The sequence below is a fragment of the Streptomyces sp. NPDC045026 genome (assembly GCF_056432625.1).
The window spans coordinates 15012-36779 of sequence record NZ_JBWKIS010000015.1; the positions used below are offsets into that span (position 1 = coordinate 15012).

The following is a 21768-nucleotide window of genomic DNA, read 5'->3' on the forward strand; positions in this document are numbered from 1 at the left end:
GGGGGATCAGGTCAATTCGTAGTTGATGCAGGGGAGTTCAGTCGTCCAGGCGGTAGCGCGTCAGCTTCTCGGGGTCGAGTTCGATGCCCAGGCCCGCGCCCTCGCGCACCCGCAGCGTCCCGTCGCGGATCTCCAGAGGTTCAGCGAGCAGGTCGTCGCTCATGTCGAGGTAGTTGGAGAGCTCGCCCGCGCGGCGCGAGGTGGCTTCGAAGGCCGAGCCGAAGGCGACGGAGCACAACGAGCCGATCTGGCCGTCGATCTGATTGCCCATCACCACCTCGGCGCCGAGGCCCTCGCTCTCGAACAGCACGCGCTGGGAGTGGCTGAAGCCGGTGCGGGCCGTCTTGATGCTGATGGCGGTGGCCGAGCCGCCGAGGAGTTCGCGCGTGACCTCGCCGGGGCGGGTGGCGCTCTCGTCGGCGACGAAGGGGATCGGACAGCGCTCGACGAGCCATCGCCGGCCGAGCACGTCGTCGGCCGGGCACAGTTCCTCGGCCAGGGTGAGGTCGAGGTCGTCCATCGCCCGCAGGGCGCGGGCCGACTCGGAGGCGGTCCAGCCGCGGTTGCCGTCGACGTACAGGTCGACGCTGTCGCCGAACGCCTCGCGCAGCGCCCGGCACACGTCGACGTCGAGCAGGTAGGGGCGGCGGCCGACCTTCACCTTGAACGTCGTGATGCCGTAGGTGTCGCGTACGCGCTGCGCCTCTTCGACCATGGCCGGAGGGGGAGCGAAGCCGAGCATGTGGGACACGGTCATGAAATCGCCGTATCCGCCAAGGAGTTCGCTGACAGGAAGGCCGGCGGCCTGGCCGATGATGTCCCACAGGGCCATGTCGATCGCGGCCTTCGCCGTCGGGTTGGCGACGGTACGGTTCAGCTTGGCGTGCACGGCCTCGCGACGGGTGGGCGCCATGCCGAGCAGCTGCGGCTCGAAGATCTGCCGGATCACGGCGACGATGGACGCCTGCGTCTCGCCGTAGGTGAAGGGGCGGGGCGGTGCCTCGGCCGTGCCGGTGAGACCCGCGTCGGTGTGCACCCGCACCAGGACGTGCTCGGCGGTGCGCACCTCGCCGCTGGCGAATTTCAGCGGCTTTCGGTAAGGGATGGCGAAGGGGATCGCCTCCACTGCGGTGATCTTCACGTGGTTCCTCTGTGATTCTGTGCACCGGCCCCGTTGGGGGCGGTGACGTCCGGGGAAGCGTCGCCGGTGGGGAAGGCGTCGGCCGCCGTGAGGGCCGCGAGGACGGCCGCGAGCAGCGGCGAGGTGTCGCCCGTGCGCCAGGCGAGGGCGAGGCGGACCCGCTGGGCGTCCGGGACCGGCCGGAACACCACTCCGTCCCGGCTGACCGACCGCACCGAGTCGGGCAGCAGCGCCACCCCCAGACCGGCGGCGACCAGGGCGAGAGCCGTGGACGTCTCCGTCACCTCGTGGGCGGTGTGCGGATGGAAACCGGCGGTCAGGCAGCTGCTGATCACCGCGTCGCTGACGATGGAGCGGGACGTGGCGGCGTACATGATGAAGTCCTCGCCGCGCAGCCGCTCCAGCGGCACCTCGGGTGACTCGGCGAGCCAGTGGTCCTCCGGCAGCACCAGGACGAGCGGCTCCTGCGCGATGTCGCGGCAGGTGATGCCCTCGCCCCGCACCGGCGGCCGCAGCACCCCGATGTCCAGGCGCGACTCGGAGAGCGCCGCCTCCTGGGCCGGAGTGAACATCTCGGTGTGCACCTCCAGGGCCACCCCGGGCAGTTCACGCTTGACGGTCCGGGCGAGCTCCGGCAGATGCCGGTAGCCGGCCGAACCGGTCAGGCCGATGCGCAGGATGCCCTCGGCGCCCTGCGCGAACCGTCTGGCCCGGGCGGCCGCCTCGTCGACGGAGCGCAGGATGCGGACGACGTCGGTGTGGAAGACCTCGCCCGCACCGGTCAGGCCGACCTGGCGGGTGGTGCGGTGGAACAGCGCGACCCCCAGCTCCGCCTCCAGCTGCCGGATCGCCTGGGAGAGCGGCGGCTGAGCCATGCGCAGCCGTTCGGCGGCCCGGCCGAAGTGCCGAGTCTCCGCGACAGCGGCGAAGTACCGGAGATGGCGCAGTTCCATGAGGGCCTCCACGGACGAGGGGACGCGCAGACAACGCGAAATGCGCAGACGGCGCGTGAAGCACAGACAGCGCTGACCGCGCCGGCGACTTGGGGCGCTTGGAGCTTGGACGGTCCGCACCTTCGTCGATGCAGCACAGCGTAGGAGCGGTCATTCAGAGGGCACAAATACCGAATTCAGCATGATCCGTATGTGCTGCATATGAAAAGCACCCTGGGTGGGGACTGGGCAAATGTCCGGGGTGGCCCGCCCCAGGCCCTGCCATGGTGCTGAGCACCCGATGAGCCGTGCCGGCGGGCGGCACCTCGCCGGGCATCAGGAGGAGCCATGACCGAAACCTGGGCAGCGGCGCGCAGCGTGCTGAGCGAGGCGCTGGTGGAGGATCCCGGAAACGGGGTGTACCGCCTGCGTCGCAGCGCCTTCACCGACGAGCAGCTCTTCGAGCTGGAGATGAAGTACGTCTTCGAGGGGAACTGGATCTATCTCGCGCACGAGAGCCAGATCCCGGAGATCGGCGACTACTTCACGACGTACATGGGCCGTCAGCCGGTTGTCGTCTCGCGCAAGAAGGATGGTGAGCCGACCGCGCTGATCAACGCCTGCAGTCACCGCGGCGCGATGCTGTGCCGCCGCAAGACCGACAACCGGACCACCTTCACCTGCCCCTTCCACGGCTGGACGTTCAACAACGCCGGCAAGCTCCTCAAGGTCAAGGACCCGCGGGACGCCGGATACCCCGAGCAGTTCAACAAGGACGGTTCGCACGACCTGACGAAGGTGGCCCGCTTCGAGAACTACCGGGGATTCCTCTTCGGCAGCCTCAACCCGGACGTCAAGCCGCTCGTGGACCACCTCGGTGACGCCGCCAAGGTCATCGACATGATCGTCGACCAGTCCCCGGAGGGCCTTGAGGTGCTGCGCGGCTCCTCGACGTACACCTACGACGGGAACTGGAAGCTGCAGGCCGAGAACGGCGCCGACGGCTACCACGTGTCCGCCACCCACTGGAACTATGCGGCCACCACCGCGCGGCGCACGTCCGGCGAGTCGAAGAACGACACGAGGAACATGGACGCCGGAGGCTGGTCCAGACAGCGCGGCGGCTTCTACTCCTTCGACCACGGACACCTGCTCCTGTGGACCGAGTGGCTCGACCCCGCCAACCGCCCCCTGAACGAGCGCCGCGACGAACTCGTCGAGAAGTACGGTCAGGCCCGCGCCGACTGGATGATCGGCGTGTCACGCAATCTGTGCCTGTACCCGAACGTCTACCTGATGGACCAGTTCAGCTCCCAGATCCGGCACTTGAGGCCGCTGTCCGTGGACCGCACCGAGGTCACCATCTACTGCATCGCCCCCAAGGGGGAGAGCGCCGAGGCCCGCGCGAACCGCATCCGCCAGTACGAGGACTTCTTCAACGCGACCGGGATGGCCACCCCCGACGACCTGGAGGAATTCCGCTCCTGTCAGAAGACCTACCAGGCCACCGCCGCTCCGTGGAACGACCTCAGCCGTGGCGCCGCCCACTGGATCGACGGCCCCGACGACGAAGCCCGCAAGCTCGGCATCAGTCCGATCGCGAGCGGTGTCCGCACCGAGGACGAGGGCCTCTACCCCGTCCAGCACGGCTACTGGCTGGACACCATGAACGCGGCGCTCGCCGCCGAGGACGCGCCGGCCGGGACGATGCGCAACGAGCGAGGGGGCGGCGCGCGATGACGACGTCCACCGTGCCGGTCGGGAGTGCCGCGAAGCAGTCCGAAGATGTCCAACTCCTGGAATCCGTACGACAGTTCCTGTACCGGGAGGCCCGGTATCTGGACGACCGTGAGTTCGAGCGCTGGCTGGAGTGCTACCACCCTGACGCCGAGTTCTGGATGCCGGCCTGGGCCGACGACGACGAACTGACCCGCGACCCGCAGACCGAGATCTCCCTGATCTACTACGCGAACCGGGCGGGTCTGGAGGACCGGGTCTTCCGCATCCGTACCGACCGCTCCAGCGCCACGAGCCTGCCCGAACCGCGCACCGGCCACAACATCACCAACGTGGAGATCACCGGCCGCGGCGGCGCGGACGGCGAACTGCTCGACGTGCGCTTCAACTGGTTCACGCTCTACTACCGATACCAGCACACCGACACGTACTTCGGCACCTCGTACTACACGCTCGACCTGTCGGGCCCCGCCCCGGTCATCCGCCGCAAGAAGGTCGTCCTCAAAAACGACTTCATCCACCACGTGGTCGACATCTACCACCTGTGAACGGCGCCGCGCCGGCCCCCGCACCCGTCAGTCAACTCCCCGAATCGAGAACGAACATGGGCTACCAGGTCGCCTTGGGCTTCGAGGACGGCACCACCCGGTTCATCACCTGTGAACCGGCCGAGACCGTCGCCGACGCCTCCTACAAGGCCCGCATCAACATCCCGCTCGACTGCCGCGACGGCGCCTGCGGCACCTGCAAGTCGTACTGCGAGTCCGGCAGTTACGACGGCGGCGACTACATCGACGAGGCGCTCACCGACGACGAGGCGGCGCGCGGCTACTGCCTGCCGTGCCAGATGACCCCGCGCAGCGACCTCGTGCTGCGCATCCCCACGACGTCGGCCGCCTGCAAGACGGGACCGGCCACGCACGCCGCGACCGTCACGGCCGTCGACCGGCATACGCCGACGACCGTCGGCATCACCCTCGCCGTCGACGACCGGGCCGCCCTCGGCTTCCTGCCCGGCCAGTACGTCAACGTCGGTGTGCCCGGCACGGACGGCGAGAGCCGCGCGTACTCCTTCAGCACGGGGCCCGCTCAGGAGCAGGTCTCGTTCCTGGTGCGCGTCGTCGAGGGCGGGGCCATGTCGACGTATCTGACCGAACGGGCCCAGGCCGGCGACCGGGTGACCCTCACAGGTCCCATGGGCGGCTTCTTCCTGCGTGAACTGGCCCGTCCGGCACTGCTGTTGGCGGGCGGGACCGGCCTCGCCCCGCTCCTGTCCATGCTGGAGACACTGGCCGCGGCGGGCTCCCCTCCCGCACACCCCGTCCATCTCCTGTACGGAGTCACCACCGACCAGGATCTCGTCCACCTCGACACCCTCGCCGACGCCGCGGCTGTGCTGCCAGGCTTCACCTTCGAGTACTGCGTCGCCGACGAGTCGAGCACGGCCGCCAACAAGGGTTACGTGACAGCCCTGTTCGGCGCCGAAGGGCTGCACGGCGGCGACTGCGACGTGTATCTGTGCGGTCCTCCCGCGATGGTCGAGGCCGTGCGCGCACACATCGACGCACTCGGCGTCGAGCCCGCGCACTTCCACCACGAGAAGTTCACACCAGCCGTCGCGGCGGCCGACCTGGTGGGGGCGGGCCGATGAGCGGCCACGTGTACGCGGGCCGGTTCGCCGGACGGACCGCGGTGGTGACCGGCGCGGCCCAGGGCATCGGTGAGGCCGTGGCCCGCCGCCTCGCGGCTGAGTCCGCCCATGTCGTCCTCGTCGACCGCGCGGAACTCGTCCACGAGGTGGCGGGGGAGATCACCGCGGCCGGCGGCAAGGCCGAGTCCGTCGTCGCCGACCTGGAGGCGTACGAGGGCGCCGAGACGGCCGTCGCCCAGGCGCTCGACCGGCTCGGCCGGATCGACGTCCTCGTGAACAACGTCGGCGGCACCATCTGGGCCAAACCCTATGAGCACTACGCCCCGCAGGAGATCGAGACCGAGATCCGCCGCTCCCTCCTCCCGACCCTGTGGACCTGCCGTGCCGTCCTCCCGCACCTGTTCGCCCAGCGCTCCGGCACCGTCGTGAACGTGTCCTCGGTCGCCACCCGGGGCATCAACCGCGTGCCGTACGCGGCGGCCAAGGGCGGGGTCAACGCCCTCACCGCCGCCCTCGCGCTGGAGGCCGCACCGTACGGTGTGCGCGTCGTCGCCACCGCGCCGGGCGGCACCGAGGCGCCCCCGCGCCGCGTCGCCCGTGGCCCGGCGGCAGGAGACGAGCAGGAACGGGACTGGTACCAGCAGATCGTCGACCAGACCGTCGAATCGTCACTGATGAAGCGCTACGGAACCTTGGCCGAGCAGGCGGCGGCGATCCTGTTCCTCGCCTCCGACGAGGCGTCGTACATCACAGGAACCGTCCTTCCCGTGGCGGGCGGCGACCTGGGGTGACGCAAGTGCCCGCTGGTGCCGGCGCCACAGCCTCGCGTAGCGTCCGCCTCATGCACAGCCCCGACCGGACACACCCCGACGGCCCGGACAGGCCCGCCGATGCGGTGGGCCGGGAGCGGGAACGGGCCGAGCTGGAGTCCGCGTACGCCGCCGTCGCCGAGGGCGGCCCGGCGGCCCTCCTCGTGCGCGGCCCCCGGGGCAGCGGCAAGCGGACGCTGCTCGAGGGCTTCGCCGCCGCGCACCCCGAGACACTGACGGTGCGCGTTCGCGGTCTGCGCTGGGAGGCGGACCGGGCCGGCGCGGTGGCGGGTCAACTCCTGCGGAGCGTCGAACGGGCGGTGTCCGGTCCGTCGCCGGACGGGTGCCCTGACGAAGGCACGCGCACCGCACGCCCTCCAGACGCGCCACGGCCCGAGCCGCCCGGCCTGGCCGACCCGCTGGTCTTCGCCGAGCTGCTGGCGTCGGCCCTGGCCCGGCGGCGGACCGGAGGGCGGTGTGCGCTGATCGTCGTGGAGGACACCCAGTGGGCCGACGCGGCCTCACTGCGCGGTCTGGCATCCGCGCTGCGGCTGATGACGGACGTGCCCGTGCTCGCCGTGCACCTGGTCGACGACGACGCGGTCGCCGAGGCGGACACGGCGCGGTTCCTCGCGGAGTTCCCGGGCTGCGTCGTCCACCTCGAACCGCTGCAACCGCACGACGTACGACGCCTGGCCGCGCTTCAGGGAGTCGACCTGTCACCCACCGCCGCACAGGAACTGTGCCTTCACACGGCGGGCGTCGCCGCGGACATCACCGCCCTGCTGCGCGAGGCGCCGCACGAGACCTGGTCCGACCCGCCGACCGTGCTGCCTGTCCCGCGTGACCGGGCAGCGGTCGTACACCTTCGGTTGAGCGCCTGCGCCGACGAGGCCCGGCGGCTCGCCGAGGCGTGCGCCGTCCTCGGCAGCCCCGCTCGCTTCGCGGACGCGGCCCACCTGGCCGCGCTCACCTCGCCCCTGGACGCACTCGACGACGCGTGCCGCGCGGGCCTGCTCAGCCCGCCCGTGGGGCCCGGCGCGGGACGCGTCGCCTTCCGCGACCGCCTCACCGCGGCGGCCGTGTACCACTCGCTGGGCCCGAGCGACCGTGCTCAACTGCACGCCCGCGCGGCCGAGTTGGTCGATGACGAGGGGCAGCGGCTGCGCCATCGGGCCGCCGCCGAACCACCGCTCGCGAACGAAGAGCTGGCCGCGGCCCTGGAAGCGCACGCCGCCGGGCGCGCTGCCGTCGGCGCCTGGTCGTCCTGCGCGCGGGCGCTGCTTCTGGCCGCCGACCTCAGCCCGTCCCCGGCCGACCGGCAGGCCCGGCTGCTGCGGGCCGTCGACTCCTTGGTCGGAGCGGGCGATCTGCCGCGCGCGCAGGGCTTCTCGGCCGTCCTGGAAAGCTTCCCGTCCGGCGCCCTGCGCGACGCCGTGCTCGGCTACCTGACCCTGTTGGGCGGACGCCCGGCCGAGACCCAGCGTCTCCTGGACAGCGCCTGGCACCGGGTCGACGCGGTGCGCGAACCGGAGACCGCCGCGCTGATCTGCCAGCGCCAGGTCCTGCACGCCCTCGCGGACTGGCGGGCCGACGACCTTGTGCGCTGGGCCCGCACCGCCCTGGACCTCGCCCCCAAGAGCTCGCCCGCCGTCGTCGAGACCCGCGCCGTTCTCGGCCTCGGCTACCTCGGTCAGGGCCGGGTGGCCGAGGCGCTGGAGGGCGTCGACCGGCTGGTCGGCGAGGTCGCCGACAGCGCGCAGCGCCAGCGCGTCCGCATGTGCCGCGGCTGGCTGGCCCTGTCCCAGGACGACCTCTACGGCGCCTGGCACGACCTGGAGAGCGCCGTACCCACCGAGTACCGCAAGGGTTCCACCCGCATTTCCCTGTGGGCCCAGGCATGGCTGGCCCGCACCCGCTTCACCCTCGGTGACTGGGACGAGGCCCTGGAGACGGTCGACCGCGCCGCGGGCCGCGCCGCCGCGGCCCGCATGGAACTGCTGCGCCCCCTGATCCACTGGACCGGCGCCCAGATCCATGCCCTGCGCGGCGACCGGGCCCGCGCCGAACAGCACGTCAGGGATGCCGCGGCCGACCGCCGCCACTACGCGATGATGCTGATTCCCGCCTGTCTCGCCCGCGCCCACCTCGCCGAGATCCGCGCCGACTACGAGCAGGTGGTGGAGGCGCTCACCCCCCTCACCCGCCTCGCGTCACGCGACGCTGTCGACGAGCCCGGCATGTGGCCCTGGCACGACATCTACGCCAACGCCCTGGTGATGTGCCACCGCACCGACGAGGCCGACGCCTTCCTCGCCCCGCTCGAAGCCCGCGCCGCCGAACGCGGCCACCGTTCCACCCGGGGCCGGCTCGGCTACCCGCGCGGCCGTGTCGCGGCGGCCCGGGGCGACATCGAGGAGGCCCGCGAGCACTTCGAACGGGCCCTGGCGGCACTGGAACCGCTGCCCACGCCGTATGACCGGGCCCGCGTCAACTTCGCCTACGGCCAGACCCTGCGCCGGGTCGGCAAACGCCGGGACGCCGACACCGTGCTGCGCCGGGCGAGGGACGGGTTCGCGGCCCTCGGCGCCGTCGCCTACGTGGAGCGCTGCGACCGAGAACTGAAGGCGGGCGGCGTCACCGGACAGCTGACGGACCGCACCGGCGCCGACTTCAGCCGCCTCACGGCACAGGAGCAGCACGTGGCCGAACTCGTCGCCCGAGGCGTGACCAACCGCGAGGCCGCGGCCGAACTGTTCATCTCGGTCAAGACAGTGCAGTACCACCTGACGCACATCTACACGAAGCTCGGAATCCGTTCGCGCGGAGAACTCGCGGCCCTGCGACGCCAGGAGCCCTGAGCGAAGCCTCCTGACCCGCGCGTGCGCCGAGTGGTCGTCAACCTCTGCGCATTTGGAGTGACTTCGCGGCCCGGCTTCGGTGTGCCTCCTGCCCTGTGTCCCAGGATCGCCGGTGGCCGGAACCGCTGCGGCTGCAGCCCCAGGGCTATGGGAGGTTGCCATGCACATTCTGCTGTTGGCGAGCGCTTTCAACAGCCTCACTCAACGCGCCCACGCCGAGTTGCGAGACCGAGGCCACCGCCTGGACGTGCATCTCGCCTCCGGCGATGACGCGCTGCGTGCCGCACTCCGCGACTGTGAACCGGAGCTGGTCATCGCGCCCATGCTCAAGAGAGCCATCCCCGAGGACGTGTGGCAGGCGTACACGTGCCTGATCGTTCATCCCGGCCCTGTCGGTGACCGGGGACCCTCGTCACTCGACTGGGCGATCAGCGAGGGCACGGACCGGTGGGGCGTCACCGTACTGCAGGCCAACGGGGAGATGGACGCCGGCGACGTGTGGGCAGAGGCCGACTTCCCGGTGCCTCCGGTCGGAAAGAGTGACCTGTACCGGAACGAGGTGTCCGACGCCGCGTCGGCCGCGGTACTCCAGGCAGTTGACCGATTCGCCTCGGGCGCCTATTCGCCCCGGCCCCAGGCCGAAGGGCAGCACACAGCCGTAGCGGCGCCCCGCCCTCGCTACCCCCAGGGACTGCGGCGCATCCACTGGGCGTGGGACAGCACCGCGACCGTGGTGCGAAAGCTGCGCGCCGCCGACTCGTCCCCAGGGGTACTGGACGAGTTCCTGGGTGACGAGTGGTACTTGCACGGGGGCTGTCCGGAGGATGAGCTGAAGGGGTATCCGGGGGAGCTGCTCGCCACGAGAGCCGGAGCGATCTGCCGGGCGACCGTGGATGGTGCCGTCTGGATTCCCGAACTCCGGCCCCGGCGCGCGCCGGGGGAGCCCAGGCCGTGCAAACTTCCGGCCGTGCAGGCCCTGTCCGATCGGCTCCCGGCGCTTCCTGAGAGCACCTTCGTGCCTGCCGCGGACGACGGCCGGCGCACTTGGTCGGACATCCGCTATCGCGAGGAGGGGGCGGTCGGGTTCCTGTCCTTCTCCTTCCCGGGCGGCGCCATGAGCACCTCGCACTGCCGACGTCTGCTCGACGCCTACTGGGCCGCCTGCTCGCGCCCCACCTCCGTGCTGGTCCTCGGCGGCACGCGGGACTTCTTCTCCAACGGAATCCATCTGAACGTCATCGATGCGGCCGATGACCCCGGCGCCGAGTCCTGGGCCAACATCAACGCCATGAACGACCTGGTCGAGGCCATCCTGACCACCACGGACAGGCTGGTGGTCAGTGCCCTGGGCGGCAACGCCGCGGCAGGCGGGGCCATGTTGGCCCTCGCCGCGGACGAGGTGTGGTGCCGCGCGGGCGTGGTGTTGAACCCGCACTACCGCCTGATGGGGCTGCACGGGTCCGAGTACTGGACCTACACACTGCCGCGGCGTGTGGGCGTCGAGGTGGCCGACCGCCTGACGCACGAGGCGCTGCCGGTGAGCGCGTCGGCGGGGCTGCGGATGGAGCTGGTGGATCGCCTGGTCGAGTGCTGCCCGCAGGACTTTCCCCGTGAGGTGGCTCGGCTGGCCGTCCGGCTCGCCAAGTCCTCAGGGATCCAGGAACGCATCGCCGCGAAGAAGCAGGCGAGGGAGCGGGACGAGTCCGCCAAGCCACTGTCCCTCTACCGGACGGAGGAGCTCACCGTCATGCTGCACACCTTTTCGGATCCGGACGCCCCGTACCACGCCTTGCGGCGCGCGTTCGTCCACAAACAGCCCACCGTCATGACGCCGTCCCACCTGACCGGCGTCGGTGCGGCACGGCAGTGAACCTCCGGGGCTGTCGCCACACGCCTGGGGCAGGGTCACGTCGCGCGGTGGCGGGGCGCCTGCTATCAAGGAAGGCGAGGGCCGATATGTGCCCTTTCGTTGTATACCTCCCTAGGAGGCATCTCCATGGATGCAGCAACGCCGACCGTGGCGGTCGATTCCGCGGACACCACGGGTACGCCCGCCGAGGAAGAATCCCCGACGATTCACATCCTCTGGATCAACGCGGGACTGAGCTGCGACGGCGACTCGGTGGCCCTGACAGCCGCCATGCAGCCGAGCATCGAGGAGATCGTGCTCGGTGTGCTCCCCGGCCTGCCGAAGATCGCCGTCCACTGGCCGCTGATCGACTTCGAATGCGGTCCGGTAGGTGGCGCGGACACGTTCATCGAGTGGTTCTTCAAGGGGGAGCGCGGCGAGATCGACCCCTTCGTCCTGGTCGTCGAGGGATCCATCCCCAACGAGTCGATCAAGCCGGAGGGTTACTGGTGCGGGTTCGGTGACGATCCCGAGACGGGCCAGCCGATCACGACGAGCGAGTGGATCGACCGGCTCGCGCCCAAGGCGCTGGCCGTCGTGGCCATCGGGACATGCGCCACCTACGGCGGCATCCACGCGATGGCGGGCAACCCGACCGGTGCCATGGGGGTGCCCGACTACCTCGGCTGGGACTGGAAGTCTCAGGCGGGCATTCCGATCGTGTGCGTTCCGGGATGCCCGATCCAGCCGGACAACTTCGCCGAAACCCTGACCTACCTGCTCTACCAGGCGGCAGGGTCCGCCCCGATGATCCCGCTGGACGACAAGCTCCGTCCGACCTGGCTGTTCGGGGCCACCGTGCACGAGGGCTGCGACCGCGCCGGCTACTACGAGCAGGGCCAGTTCGCCAGCACCTACGACTCGCCCAAGTGCCTGGTCAAACTCGGCTGCTGGGGCCCCGTCGTCAAGTGCAACGTGCCCAAGCGCGGCTGGATGAACGGCATCGGCGGCTGTCCGAACGTCGGCGGCATCTGCATCGCCTGCACCATGCCCGGCTTCCCGGACAAGTTCATGCCGTTCATGGACGAGCCGCCCGGCGGCAAGGTGTCCAGCGCGGCGAGCGGCGCGTACGGGTCCGTGATCCGAAAGCTCCGCTCCATCACGGCCAAGACCGTGGACAAGGAGCCGAAGTGGCGCCACCGCGGCGCCGACCTGACGACCGGATACCGGCCGCCGTGGTGAACGTGTCCCCGCACGGCGCCTTCGGGGTGGCCGTCCCACGTGATCCGACCTCCCGTACGAAGACTTGACGAAGGGCGCTGCACAGACGATGGCACCGAAGACGAAGACCGACGGCAACGGCCTGGTGGAGATGTCCTGGGATCCGATCACCCGGATCGTGGGCAGCCTCGGCATCCACACCAAGATCGACTTCAAGCAGAAGCGCGTGGCGGAGTGCTACAGCACCTCGTCGGTCTTCCGCGGCTACAGCGTCTTCATGCGGGGCAAGGACCCCCGGGACGCGCACTTCATCACCAGTCGCATCTGCGGCATCTGCGGTGACAACCACGCCACCTGCTCGGTGTACGCGCAGAACATGGCGTACGGAGTGAAGCCGCCGCACCTCGCCGAGTGGATCATCAACCTCGGCGAGTCCGCTGAGTACATGTTCGACCACAACATCTTCCAGGAGAACCTGGTGGGGGTCGACTACTGCGAAAAGATGGTCCGCGAGACCAACCCCGGCGTACTGGAACTCGCCGAGCGCACCGAGGCTCCGCACGCCGCGGAGCACGGCTACCGCACAATCGCCGACATCATGCGCTCGCTCAACCCGCTCGAGGGCGAGTTCTACCGCGAGGCACTCCAAGTCAGCCGCTACACACGGGAGATGTTCTGCCTGATGGAGGGCCGCCATGTGCACCCCTCCACGCTCTACCCGGGCGGCGTCGGCACCATCGCGTCCGTCCAGCTCTTCACCGACTACATGAGTCGCCTCATGCGCTATGTGGAGTTCATGAAGCGCGTGGTGCCCCTGCACGACGACCTCTTCGACTTCTTCTACGAGGCCCTGCCCGGGTACGAGGAGGTCGGACGCCGCCGCGTCCTGCTCGGCTGCTGGGGCGCGCTCAACGACCCCGAGTACTGCGACTTCACGTACGCCAACATGACCAACTGGGGACGGAAGATGTTCGTCACCCCAGGCATCATCGTCGACGGCAAACTCGTCACGAACGACCTCACCGAGATCAACCTGGGCATCCGGATCCTGCTCGGCAGTTCGTACTACGAGGACTGGCAGGGCCAGGAGCAGTTCGTCACCCACGACCCGCTCGGCAATCCGGTCGACCCTCGCCACCCCTGGAACCAGCACACGATCCCCGCTCCCCAGAAGCGCGACTTCCAGGGCAACTACAGCTGGGTGATGTCCCCTCGCTGGTTCGACGGCAAGGACTACCTGGCGCTCGACACCGGCGGAGGTCCCATCGCCCGACTCTGGTCGACCGCGCTGTCGGGACTCGTCGACACCGACTACGTCAAGGCCACCGGCAACAGCGTCGTCATCACCCTGCCCCGCACGATGACCAAGCCCGAGACCCGCTTCGAGTGGAAGATCCCGAAGTGGAGCAACGCGCTGGAGCGCAACCGGGCCCGCACGTACTTCCAGGCGTACGCCGCCGCCATCGCGCTGCACTGCGCCGAGAAGGGCCTGGCGGAGGTCCGCGCCGGCCGCACCCAGACCTGGGAGAAGTTCGAGGTGCCGGACGAGGGACTCGGCGTCGGCTTCACCGAGGCGGTGCGCGGCGTCCTGTCCCATCACATGGTGATCCGCGACGGCAAGATCGCCAACTACCATCCCTATCCGCCGACTCCGTGGAACGCCAGCGTGCGCGACACCTACGGAACGCCTGGCCCGTACGAGGACGCCGTACAGAACACGCCGATCTTCGAGGAGAACACCCCGGAGAACTTCAAGGGCATCGACATCATGCGGGCGGTGCGCAGCTTCGACCCCTGCCTGCCCTGTGGTGTCCACATGTACGTCGGTGGCGGCAAGACCGTGCAGAAGATGCACGTGCCGACCGGACTGAGCGGACTGGCCGGATGAGCGCGTCCACCACCACGACCCGGCCGTCCGGCGTGGCGGCTGCGAACGCGGAGGAGGCGGGCCGACGGGTCGAGGAAATCATCGACCACCTGACCTCCGAGAAGGACTCCGAGGCCGCCCGTGCGGCTGAGGAACTGGTGCGCGTACTGATGGACTTCTACGGTACGGGCCTGGCACGCATGGTCTCGCTCCTCGGCGCCCTCGAGGCCGAGGGCGACCCGTTCGCTGCCATGCTCGAAGACGAACTGGTCACCAGTCTGCTGGTCCTGCACGACCTGCACCCCGAGGACACCGCCGCACGTATCGACCGGGCCCTGGCAAGCGTGCGTCGCCGCCACCCCGTCGAGCTCGTGAGCTTCGACGACGCCACCGGCACGCTGCACCTGCGCTCCGCGGAGGGCTCGGGCTGCGGCTGTTCCAGCACCGCGGCGGAGGCCCGCCAGGCAGTGGAAGGTGCCCTCGCCTGTTTCGCCCCCGAAGTGACGTCGGTCGACATCCAGCAGGCGGCCTCCTCACAGGAACCCACTCTGCTGCAGATCACGCGGCCCCCCTCCCGTTCGGGCGACTCCGGCCCGACCCCGGCGAAGGCGCCATGAGCACGCCACCGAAGCGGACTCTACGTTCGCCGGTACTGGGCCTGCGGCGGTTCGCGGCGCCGCGCGCGTCTCAGCCCGAGACGTGCGAGCTGTGCGGAGCACCGATCGACGACAGCAACCACCGGCACATGGTCGACACCGAGAACCGCTCCCTCGCCTGCGCCTGCACGCCGTGCTCGATGCTCTTCGAGCAGCGGGGCGCGGGCCGCGGGAGGTTCCGCACCGTCCCGGACCGCTATCTGGCCGACCCGGACCACCGACTCGACCCCGGCGTCTGGGAGCTCCTCCAGATCCCGGTCAGCGTCGCGTTCTTCTTCCGCAACGCCTCGCTGGACAGACTGGTCGCGCTCTACCCCAGCCCGGCGGGCGCCACCGAGAGCGAACTGGATCCGTCCACCTGGCAGACCGCGCTCGGGAACAGCCGTCTGGCCGAACTCCTCGAACCCGACGTGGAGGCTCTGCTCCTGCGCCGGGTCGAGGACCGGACCGAGTGCTATCTCGTGCCGGTGGACATCTGTTACGAACTCGTGGGCCGGATGCGCCTGTTGTGGCAGGGCTTCGACGGCGGGTCGGAGGCACGCGCCGATCTGACCGCGTTCTTCGAGCACGTCGCACAGCGGGCCAGGACACCGGAGGAGGCGCGCCGTCCGTGACGGAGTTCTCGTTCACCTGCATCGGCGTGCGCGCCGACCAGTACGCCGCCGGCCCCACTCTCGTCTTCCGGCTGCGCATCGAAGCCTCCGAGCAGACGCGGGTGCACGCGCTCGCACTGCGTTGCCAGATGCGCATCGAACCGGCCAGACGCAGCTACGACGCCGACGAGGCCGAAGGGCTGAACGACCTGTTCGGCCGGCGGGCACGCTGGGGCAACACCCTCCAGCCGGTGCAGTTCGCGCAGGTCTCCCTGATGGTCCCCAGTTTCACCGGGCAGACGGAGGCCGACCTCGTGGTGCCCTGCACGTACGACATGGACGTCGCCTCCACCCGCTACTTCGATGCCGTGTCGAGCGGCGACGTGCCGCTCCTCTTGCTCTTTTCCGGCACCGCGTTCACCGGGGCCGGAGGGTTCCACGTCGAACCCGTCCCCTGGGATCGCGAGGCCACGTGCCTCATGCCGGTCAAGGTGTGGCAGGAGATGATCGACCAGCACTTCCCTGGCGCCGGCTGGCTACGGCTGCCCCGCGACGTCATCGACGACCTGCTGGCGTTCCGCTCTCGGCGGGCACTGTCCTCCTGGGAGGCGACGATGCGCACTCTCCTTGAACTGCCTGCCGCAGACACCCTGCCGCAGGCCACCGAGAGGACGGCGCCGTGACGACAGCCGTGTTCAGCCCGGAGACGGAGTCCCGGTTCGCCACCGCCCGAGCGGTGGCCGACGCCGTCCTGTTCGAGGGATACGTGCTCTATCCGTATCGGGCGTCGGCGGCCAAGAACCGGCTGCGCTGGCAGTTCGGAGTGCTGGTCCCGCCCGCCTGGGGCGCCGACTGCGACGAGCACGACTTCCAGCACACCGAGTGTCTGATGGAGCCCAAGAAGGGCGACACGTTGTCCGTCGAGGTGCGCTTTCTGCATCCTCAGCGCCGCACGGTGCAAAAGGCCTGCCAGGGCGGCTCGTTCGAGACCGTGAGTGAACTGTCGCTCCCTGACCGTGTCCTGGTCCCCTGGGACGAGGGCGCTGAGGAACGCGTCGAAGTGACCGCCTCCGTGGCCGAACTCACCGGGGACGGCATCGCCTTTCCCTTCACCCGCCCCGCGCGCGAGGAGACCGAACTGGTCCACGACGCGCAGGGACAGCTGGTGGGACGACTGGTCCGCCGATGCGAAGAGGCCAGCGGCGTCGTACGTCTCTCAGCACGCGAAATCGAAGGCCCCTACAAGGTCTTCCGGCTGACCGCCGTGGTGGAGAACACCAGCACCTGGACCCCGGACGATGCAGGAGCCGACCGGGACGCCGCGCTGCCGCACGCCCTCGTCGCCGCACACATGTTGCTGTGTCTCGGCGCCGGCTCGTTCCTCTCCATGACCGATCCACCGGAGTGGGCCAAAGGCGCTGTGGCCTCGTGCCGCAACCTGCACACGTGGCCGGTGCTCGCCGGCGAGCCGGGCCGTAGGGACCTGATGCTGTCCTCGCCGATCATCCTGGAGGACCACCCGGCCATCTCCCCCGAAAGTCCCGGCGCGCTGTACGACTCCACCGAGATCGACGAGATCCTGGCCCTGCGCACCGCGGCGCTCACCGACCAGGAAAAGCGCGAGGCCCGCGGAACGGACGCGAAGGCCGCCGCCGTGATCGACCTGGCCGAGTCCATGCCCCCCGAGGTGCTGGAGCGCCTGCACGGCGCGGTGCGGGCCCTTCGGGAAGTGACCGACCCTGTCCCGGCCGCGCCCCTCGAAGCGGACCTTCTCGTCGAGCCGGGTGAACAGAGGGTCATCATGCCCGAGACTCCCTGGTGGGATCCGGAGAGCGACGCGGGCCCGGACCCGGCAGGCGACGAGATCGTGGTCGACGGCCGGGCCGTCAGCGCCGGGAGCCGCGTGCTCCTGCGCCCGGGACTGCGTCGCACCGACGCCCAGGATCTCTTCCTGCACGGACGCAGGGCGCTCGTAGAGGCCGTGCTGCACGACGTCGACGGGGGCGTGCATCTGGCGGTGACCGTTGAAGGTGACCCCGGCGCCGACATCCGTCGGGAACAGGGCCGGTTCCTGTACTTCCAGCCCGACGAGATCGCACCACTGGAGGACGAGTGACGGGGCACGACGACAGGACGCTCGCTCGAACGCTCGTCGCCGGCGTGGGAAACATCTTTCTCGGCGACGACGGCTTCGGCGTCGACACGGTGCGCGAACTCGCCACACACCAGCTGCCCGAACACGTCGAGGTCGTGGACTTCGGTGTGCGGGGCGTGCATCTCGCGTACCAACTGCTCGACGGATACGACACGTTGGTCCTCGTCGACGCCACCGCTCGCGGCGGTGATCCTGGAACGCTGTACGTCATCGAAGTGGACTCACCCGGTGACGTCGCGCCTCAAGCTGCCGTGCTCGACGGCCACCACATGTCCCCGGACGCGGTCCTGGCTCTGCTGGAGGCACTCAGCTCCGGAACCGGCGGGACACCTCCACGCCGCACCGTGGTGGTGGGCTGCGAGCCCGCTTCCGTCGAGGAGGGCATCGGCCTCAGCAAGCCGGTGGCCGCCGCGGTTCCGGAAGCGGTGCGTCTGATTCGGGGGATCGTGCGGGAGGGCGAGGCGCCCGTGGCCGGGAATGCCGCCCATCAGGTCGGAACGTGAGGAGAGATCCATGAGGAAGTCCGCCATCGGTGCGGCCATCGCCGTCGTGGCACTTGCCGCGCTGGCACGGCAGATCGTGCCCGACGTCCAGCGTTACCTGCGCATGAGGCGCATGTAAGGAGCCCGCTGCACCGAACGGTGCACGTGGACACAGGAGTCGGCGAGCCCCACGGTCGTACGGCAACGGGCGTCCTGTAATGGAGCCGAGCGGCGGCCGCCTCATGATCGGCCTCTGCCAGGACGGAGACCGATGCACGAGATGTCCATCGCCATGGCTGTCGTCGGCCAGGTACAGGAAGCGGCGGACCGGAACGGCGGGGTCACCGCGGTCACCTCGGTGCGACTGCAGGTGGGTGAACTGGCCGGCGTGGTCCCGGACGCCTTGTCCTTCTGCTTCGAACTGGCCTGCGCCGACACCCTCCTCGAGGGGGCCGAGCTGGTCACCGACCTCGTGCCCGGCCGAGCCCGTTGTTCACCCTGCGCCGACGAATGGGCTGTGGGCATGCCGCCGCAACTCTGCTGCCCGCGGTGCGGTGAGGCGACGCCCGAACTGCTCTCGGGCCGAGAGCTGCAGATCGTCAGCGTGCGGTGGGAGGAAGAGCCGGCCCGCCACCGAACCCATGAACCGATCTCCGAGGAGCGTTGAGCCATGTGCCGAACCGTGGACCTGCACCAGGCGGTGCTTGCCAAGAACGACGCGACCGCGCACGCTCTGCGGGCCGAACTCGCGGGCCGCGGAACCACGATGGTCAATCTGCTGTCCAGCCCCGGGAGCGGGAAGACCGCTCTCCTGGAGAACGAACTCCTGCGTTCGCGTGAACGCGGACTGTCGGCAGCGGCGCTGACCGCCGACCTCGCCACGGAGAACGACGCCCGGCGCCTGGCCCGGTCAGGTGTGCCGGTCAAGCAGGTACTCACTGACGGGCTGTGCCACCTCGAAGCCTCGATGCTCGGGCGTCACCTGGAAGGCTGGCTTCCCGAGGACACCCGCCTGCTGTTCGTCGAGAACGTAGGGAACCTGGTCTGCCCGGCCTCCTACGACCTCGGAGAGGACCTGCGAGTCGTCCTCGCCTCCGTGACCGAAGGCGAGGACAAGCCGCTGAAGTACCCCACAGCCTTCGGCCTCGCGAACCTCGTCGTGGTCACCAAGGCCGACATCGCCGATGCCGTCGAGTTCGACCAGGAAGCGTTCCGTGCGAACGTCGAGCAGGTCAATCCCGGTGTCGAGGTGGTACTGACCTCAGCCCGCCGGGGCACCGGCGTGGGTCTTCTGCTCGATCGTGCGCTGGCTGTCGCGGACGGCGGGGCTGTCCACGTACCGGTCATGGCCGGACAGCCGCACGAGCATCACCACCACGCGGACGACGTCGTCATGACGCGACCCCGCCCATGAGCACACTTCGGCCCGGCTCGGCCGTCGCCCCGGAGGTCCAGCGCCGTCGGGTCACCGTGCGAGGTGTCGTCCAGGGCGTCGGGTTCCGCCCGTTCCTCTACACCCTGGCCACGTCGCTGGAGCTGGCGGGGCACGTGACGAACACCGAACACGGTGTCGTCGCCGAGGTCGAGGGAGCACATTCGGCCGTCGCCTCCTTCTGCGACCGGATCGCTCAACAGGCGCCGCCGCTGGCCCTGGTGGAGTCCGTGGAGCACGAGCAGGTCCCGCCGGCCGGCGGCAGCGGATTCGCCATCATCGCCTCGCTGTCGCAGGGTCCGTCACGCACATTGGTCTCCCCGGACACGGCCACCTGTGCCGCCTGCCTCGCCGAAATGGCCGACCCGGGGGACCGCCGGCACCGTCACCCGTTCATCACGTGCACGCACTGCGGGCCGCGCTTCACCATCGTCACCGGACTCCCTTACGACCGAGCACACACCACCATGGCCGGCTTCCCGATGTGCCCCGACTGCACACGCGAGTACACGGATCCCGGGGACCGCCGATTCCACGCCCAACCCGTCGCCTGCCATGCCTGCGGCCCGCGCCTGAGCCTCGTGTACGCGTCGCCGCGACGCGCCACTGATGTCGATCCGATCCATGAGGCACGTGCGCTCCTGGGCGCCGGTGCCATCCTCGCCGTCAAGGGTCTCGGCGGCTACCACCTCGCCTGTGACGCCGAGAACTCCCGGGCCGTGGCGGCACTTCGCAGCCGCAAGGGACGTGGCGGCAAGCCGTTCGCGCTGATGGTGAAGAGCATCGCCGACATCGAGCACCTCGTGCACGTCAGTCCCGCCGAACGTGCACTCCTCACCGGTGGCATCCGGCCCATCGCCCTGCTGCGACGCCGAATTGATGCTTCGTCAGAAGAGTGCCGAATCTCCGACGCGGTGGCACCGGGCAGTCCCGACCTGGGTGTCATGCTTCCGTACACGCCGGTGCACCACCTGCTGCTCGGCCTGCCAGGGGACCCGGACGGGCCGCGACTGCTGGTGATGACCAGCGGCAACATGGCCGGTGAGCCCATCGTCACCGGCGACGCGGAGGCACAGGAGAGGCTGTCGCCGATCGCCGACGCCTGGCTCACCCACGACCGCCCCATCCACGTACCCTGCGACGACTCCGTACTGCGGGTGTGCGACGGGGAACGGATGACCGTGCGCCGTGCCCGTGGCTATGCCCCGTTGCCGATCTCCCTGCCCGTGTCCGTCAGGCCGTCGCTCGCCGTAGGGGGAGACCTCAAGAACACGTTCTGTCTCGGCGACGGCAGGAGGGCCTGGCTGTCCGCGCACATCGGGGACATGGACGACCTGGAGACTCAGCGAGCCTTCGGGCGCGCGGAACAGCAGCTGGAAACGATCACGGGGGTGAAGCCCGGACTGCTGGCGGCCGACCTGCACCCCGGCTACCGATCCGGTCAGTGGGCCCAGCGGCACGCGAACTCCCGTCGGGTCGTGCGCGTGCAGCACCACCACGCTCATGTCGCCGCGGTCATGGCCGAGCACGGCCTCGACGGCAGCCGACCTGTGATCGGCATCGCGTTCGACGGCACGGGATACGGCGACGACGGGGCGGTGTGGGGCGGCGAAATCCTCCTCGCGGACTACGAGAGGTACCGGCGGCTCGGGCATCTGTCGTACGTGCCGCTGCCCGGCGGCGACGCTTCCGTGCACCGCCCGTACCGGATGGCGCTCTCGCATCTGCGAGAAGCGGGCATCGCCTGGACGGACGACCTGCCCAGCGTGACCGCCTGCCCGGACGACGAACGACGGGTACTGGCAAGGCAGTTGGAGCGCAGTCTGAACTGTGTGCCGACGTCGAGCATGGGCCGGCTCTTCGACGCGGTCTCTTCACTGGCAGGCGTGTGCCACCTGGCCGGATACGAGGCGCAGGCCGCCATCGAACTGGAGGCGGCCGCGTTGAAGGGGGCCGTGCTGAAGGGGGCCGGAGCCGGGGACGGCGTCGGCTATCGGTTCTCGCTGAGTTCCGACACCTCGGAGCCGATGACGGCCGACCCCGGGCCGGTCGTGAGGGCCGTGGTCGACGACGTTCGCGCGGGCACGGCGCCGGAGGTCGTCGCCGCCCGCTTCCACACCGCAGTGGCAGACCTCGCGCGGCGGATCTGTGCGACGGCGCGTGACCGTCATGGAACCGACACCGTAGTCCTGACCGGCGGTGTGTTCGCCAACGCCCTGCTGTCCTCGGATTGTGCGGGCGGGCTGAGGGAGGACGGATTCACTGTGCTGCGCGCCGGAGAAGTCCCGCCGAACGACGGAGGGCTGTCGCTGGGGCAGTTGATGATCGCGGGGCGTGCGACCGCCGGATGACACGTAGTCGGCAAGACGCAATGGACCACCA

19 protein-coding genes are annotated in these 21768 nt (G+C 69.9%); 17 read left to right on the plus strand and 2 right to left on the minus strand.

Annotation, left to right across the window (positions count from 1 at the left end; genetic code table 11):
* Window positions 1-37: 37 nt before the first annotated feature.
* The gene (locus AC07EJ_RS27955; protein ID WP_393583892.1) at window positions 38-1141 is read right to left on the minus strand and encodes a mandelate racemase/muconate lactonizing enzyme family protein; all 1104 of its coding nucleotides are present in this window, start codon (window positions 1139-1141) and stop codon (window positions 38-40) included.
* A complete protein-coding gene (locus tag AC07EJ_RS27960; RefSeq protein ID WP_393583890.1) occupies window positions 1138-2094 on the minus strand; it encodes a LysR family transcriptional regulator in 957 nt (318 codons plus the stop codon). Before AC07EJ_RS27960 ends, AC07EJ_RS27955 begins: the two co-directional genes overlap by 4 nt.
* A 327-nt stretch (window positions 2095-2421) precedes the next feature.
* Here AC07EJ_RS27960 and benA point away from each other — a divergent pair, with 327 nt between their 5' ends.
* The 17 genes from benA (at window position 2422) to hypF (ending at window position 21737) form a co-directional block, all read left to right on the plus strand.
* Entirely contained in the window at window positions 2422-3813 is a 1392-nt protein-coding gene (gene benA, locus AC07EJ_RS27965) for a benzoate 1,2-dioxygenase large subunit (RefSeq protein WP_478885276.1), read from the plus strand.
* Window positions 3810-4358 carry a benzoate 1,2-dioxygenase small subunit gene (benB, locus tag AC07EJ_RS27970; RefSeq protein WP_389479364.1) on the plus strand — a complete coding sequence of 183 codons (549 nt, stop codon included), beginning with the start codon at window positions 3810-3812 and terminating at the stop codon, window positions 4356-4358. The genes benA and benB overlap by 4 nt, the downstream gene beginning before the upstream one ends.
* A 56-nt stretch (window positions 4359-4414) precedes the next feature.
* Window positions 4415-5461 (plus strand): benzoate 1,2-dioxygenase electron transfer component BenC, encoded by a 1047-nt coding sequence (gene benC, locus AC07EJ_RS27975; RefSeq protein ID WP_478885277.1) that lies wholly within the window; start codon window positions 4415-4417, stop codon window positions 5459-5461.
* Entirely contained in the window at window positions 5458-6252 is a 795-nt protein-coding gene (locus AC07EJ_RS27980) for a 1,6-dihydroxycyclohexa-2,4-diene-1-carboxylate dehydrogenase (protein ID WP_389479368.1), read from the plus strand. The genes benC and AC07EJ_RS27980 overlap by 4 nt, the downstream gene beginning before the upstream one ends.
* A 50-nt stretch (window positions 6253-6302) precedes the next feature.
* The gene (locus AC07EJ_RS27985) at window positions 6303-9131 is read left to right on the plus strand and encodes a helix-turn-helix transcriptional regulator (RefSeq protein WP_478885278.1); all 2829 of its coding nucleotides are present in this window, start codon (window positions 6303-6305) and stop codon (window positions 9129-9131) included.
* A gap of 160 nt (window positions 9132-9291) precedes the next feature.
* Window positions 9292-11001, plus strand: coding sequence for a hydrogenase maturation protein (locus AC07EJ_RS27990; RefSeq protein ID WP_389479372.1), 1710 nt, complete (start codon window positions 9292-9294; stop codon window positions 10999-11001).
* A gap of 126 nt (window positions 11002-11127) precedes the next feature.
* Window positions 11128-12222, plus strand: coding sequence for an NADH-quinone oxidoreductase subunit B family protein (locus tag AC07EJ_RS27995; RefSeq protein WP_389479375.1), 1095 nt, complete (start codon window positions 11128-11130; stop codon window positions 12220-12222).
* Between the two features lie 88 nt (window positions 12223-12310).
* On the plus strand, window positions 12311-14089 hold the full coding sequence (locus AC07EJ_RS28000) for a nickel-dependent hydrogenase large subunit (RefSeq protein WP_393583878.1): 1779 nt from the start codon (window positions 12311-12313) through the stop codon (window positions 14087-14089).
* Window positions 14086-14685, plus strand: a complete 600-nt coding sequence (locus AC07EJ_RS28005; protein WP_478885279.1) for a hypothetical protein — start codon at window positions 14086-14088, stop codon at window positions 14683-14685. Before AC07EJ_RS28000 ends, AC07EJ_RS28005 begins: the two co-directional genes overlap by 4 nt.
* The gene (locus AC07EJ_RS28010) at window positions 14682-15338 is read left to right on the plus strand and encodes a DUF5947 family protein (protein WP_389479383.1); all 657 of its coding nucleotides are present in this window, start codon (window positions 14682-14684) and stop codon (window positions 15336-15338) included. The genes AC07EJ_RS28005 and AC07EJ_RS28010 overlap by 4 nt, the downstream gene beginning before the upstream one ends.
* Window positions 15335-16000 (plus strand): DUF6084 family protein, encoded by a 666-nt coding sequence (locus AC07EJ_RS28015; protein WP_389479386.1) that lies wholly within the window; start codon window positions 15335-15337, stop codon window positions 15998-16000. Before AC07EJ_RS28010 ends, AC07EJ_RS28015 begins: the two co-directional genes overlap by 4 nt.
* Window positions 15997-17433 carry a hypothetical protein gene (locus AC07EJ_RS28020; protein ID WP_478885280.1) on the plus strand — a complete coding sequence of 479 codons (1437 nt, stop codon included), beginning with the start codon at window positions 15997-15999 and terminating at the stop codon, window positions 17431-17433. Before AC07EJ_RS28015 ends, AC07EJ_RS28020 begins: the two co-directional genes overlap by 4 nt.
* Complete coding sequence (locus tag AC07EJ_RS28025; RefSeq protein ID WP_478885281.1) at window positions 17430-17975, plus strand: hydrogenase maturation protease; 546 nt, start codon at window positions 17430-17432, stop codon at window positions 17973-17975. Before AC07EJ_RS28020 ends, AC07EJ_RS28025 begins: the two co-directional genes overlap by 4 nt.
* 10 nt (window positions 17976-17985) lie before the next feature.
* Window positions 17986-18093, plus strand: coding sequence for a DUF6893 family small protein (locus AC07EJ_RS28030; RefSeq protein ID WP_389479395.1), 108 nt, complete (start codon window positions 17986-17988; stop codon window positions 18091-18093).
* Window positions 18094-18225: 132 nt separating this feature from the next.
* The gene (locus AC07EJ_RS28035) at window positions 18226-18621 is read left to right on the plus strand and encodes a hydrogenase maturation nickel metallochaperone HypA/HybF (protein WP_389479398.1); all 396 of its coding nucleotides are present in this window, start codon (window positions 18226-18228) and stop codon (window positions 18619-18621) included.
* 3 nt (window positions 18622-18624) lie between these two features.
* A complete protein-coding gene (gene hypB / locus AC07EJ_RS28040; RefSeq protein ID WP_389479401.1) occupies window positions 18625-19368 on the plus strand; it encodes a hydrogenase nickel incorporation protein HypB in 744 nt (247 codons plus the stop codon).
* On the plus strand, window positions 19365-21737 hold the full coding sequence (hypF, locus tag AC07EJ_RS28045; RefSeq protein ID WP_478885282.1) for a carbamoyltransferase HypF: 2373 nt from the start codon (window positions 19365-19367) through the stop codon (window positions 21735-21737). Before hypB ends, hypF begins: the two co-directional genes overlap by 4 nt.
* Window positions 21738-21768 lie beyond the last annotated feature (31 nt).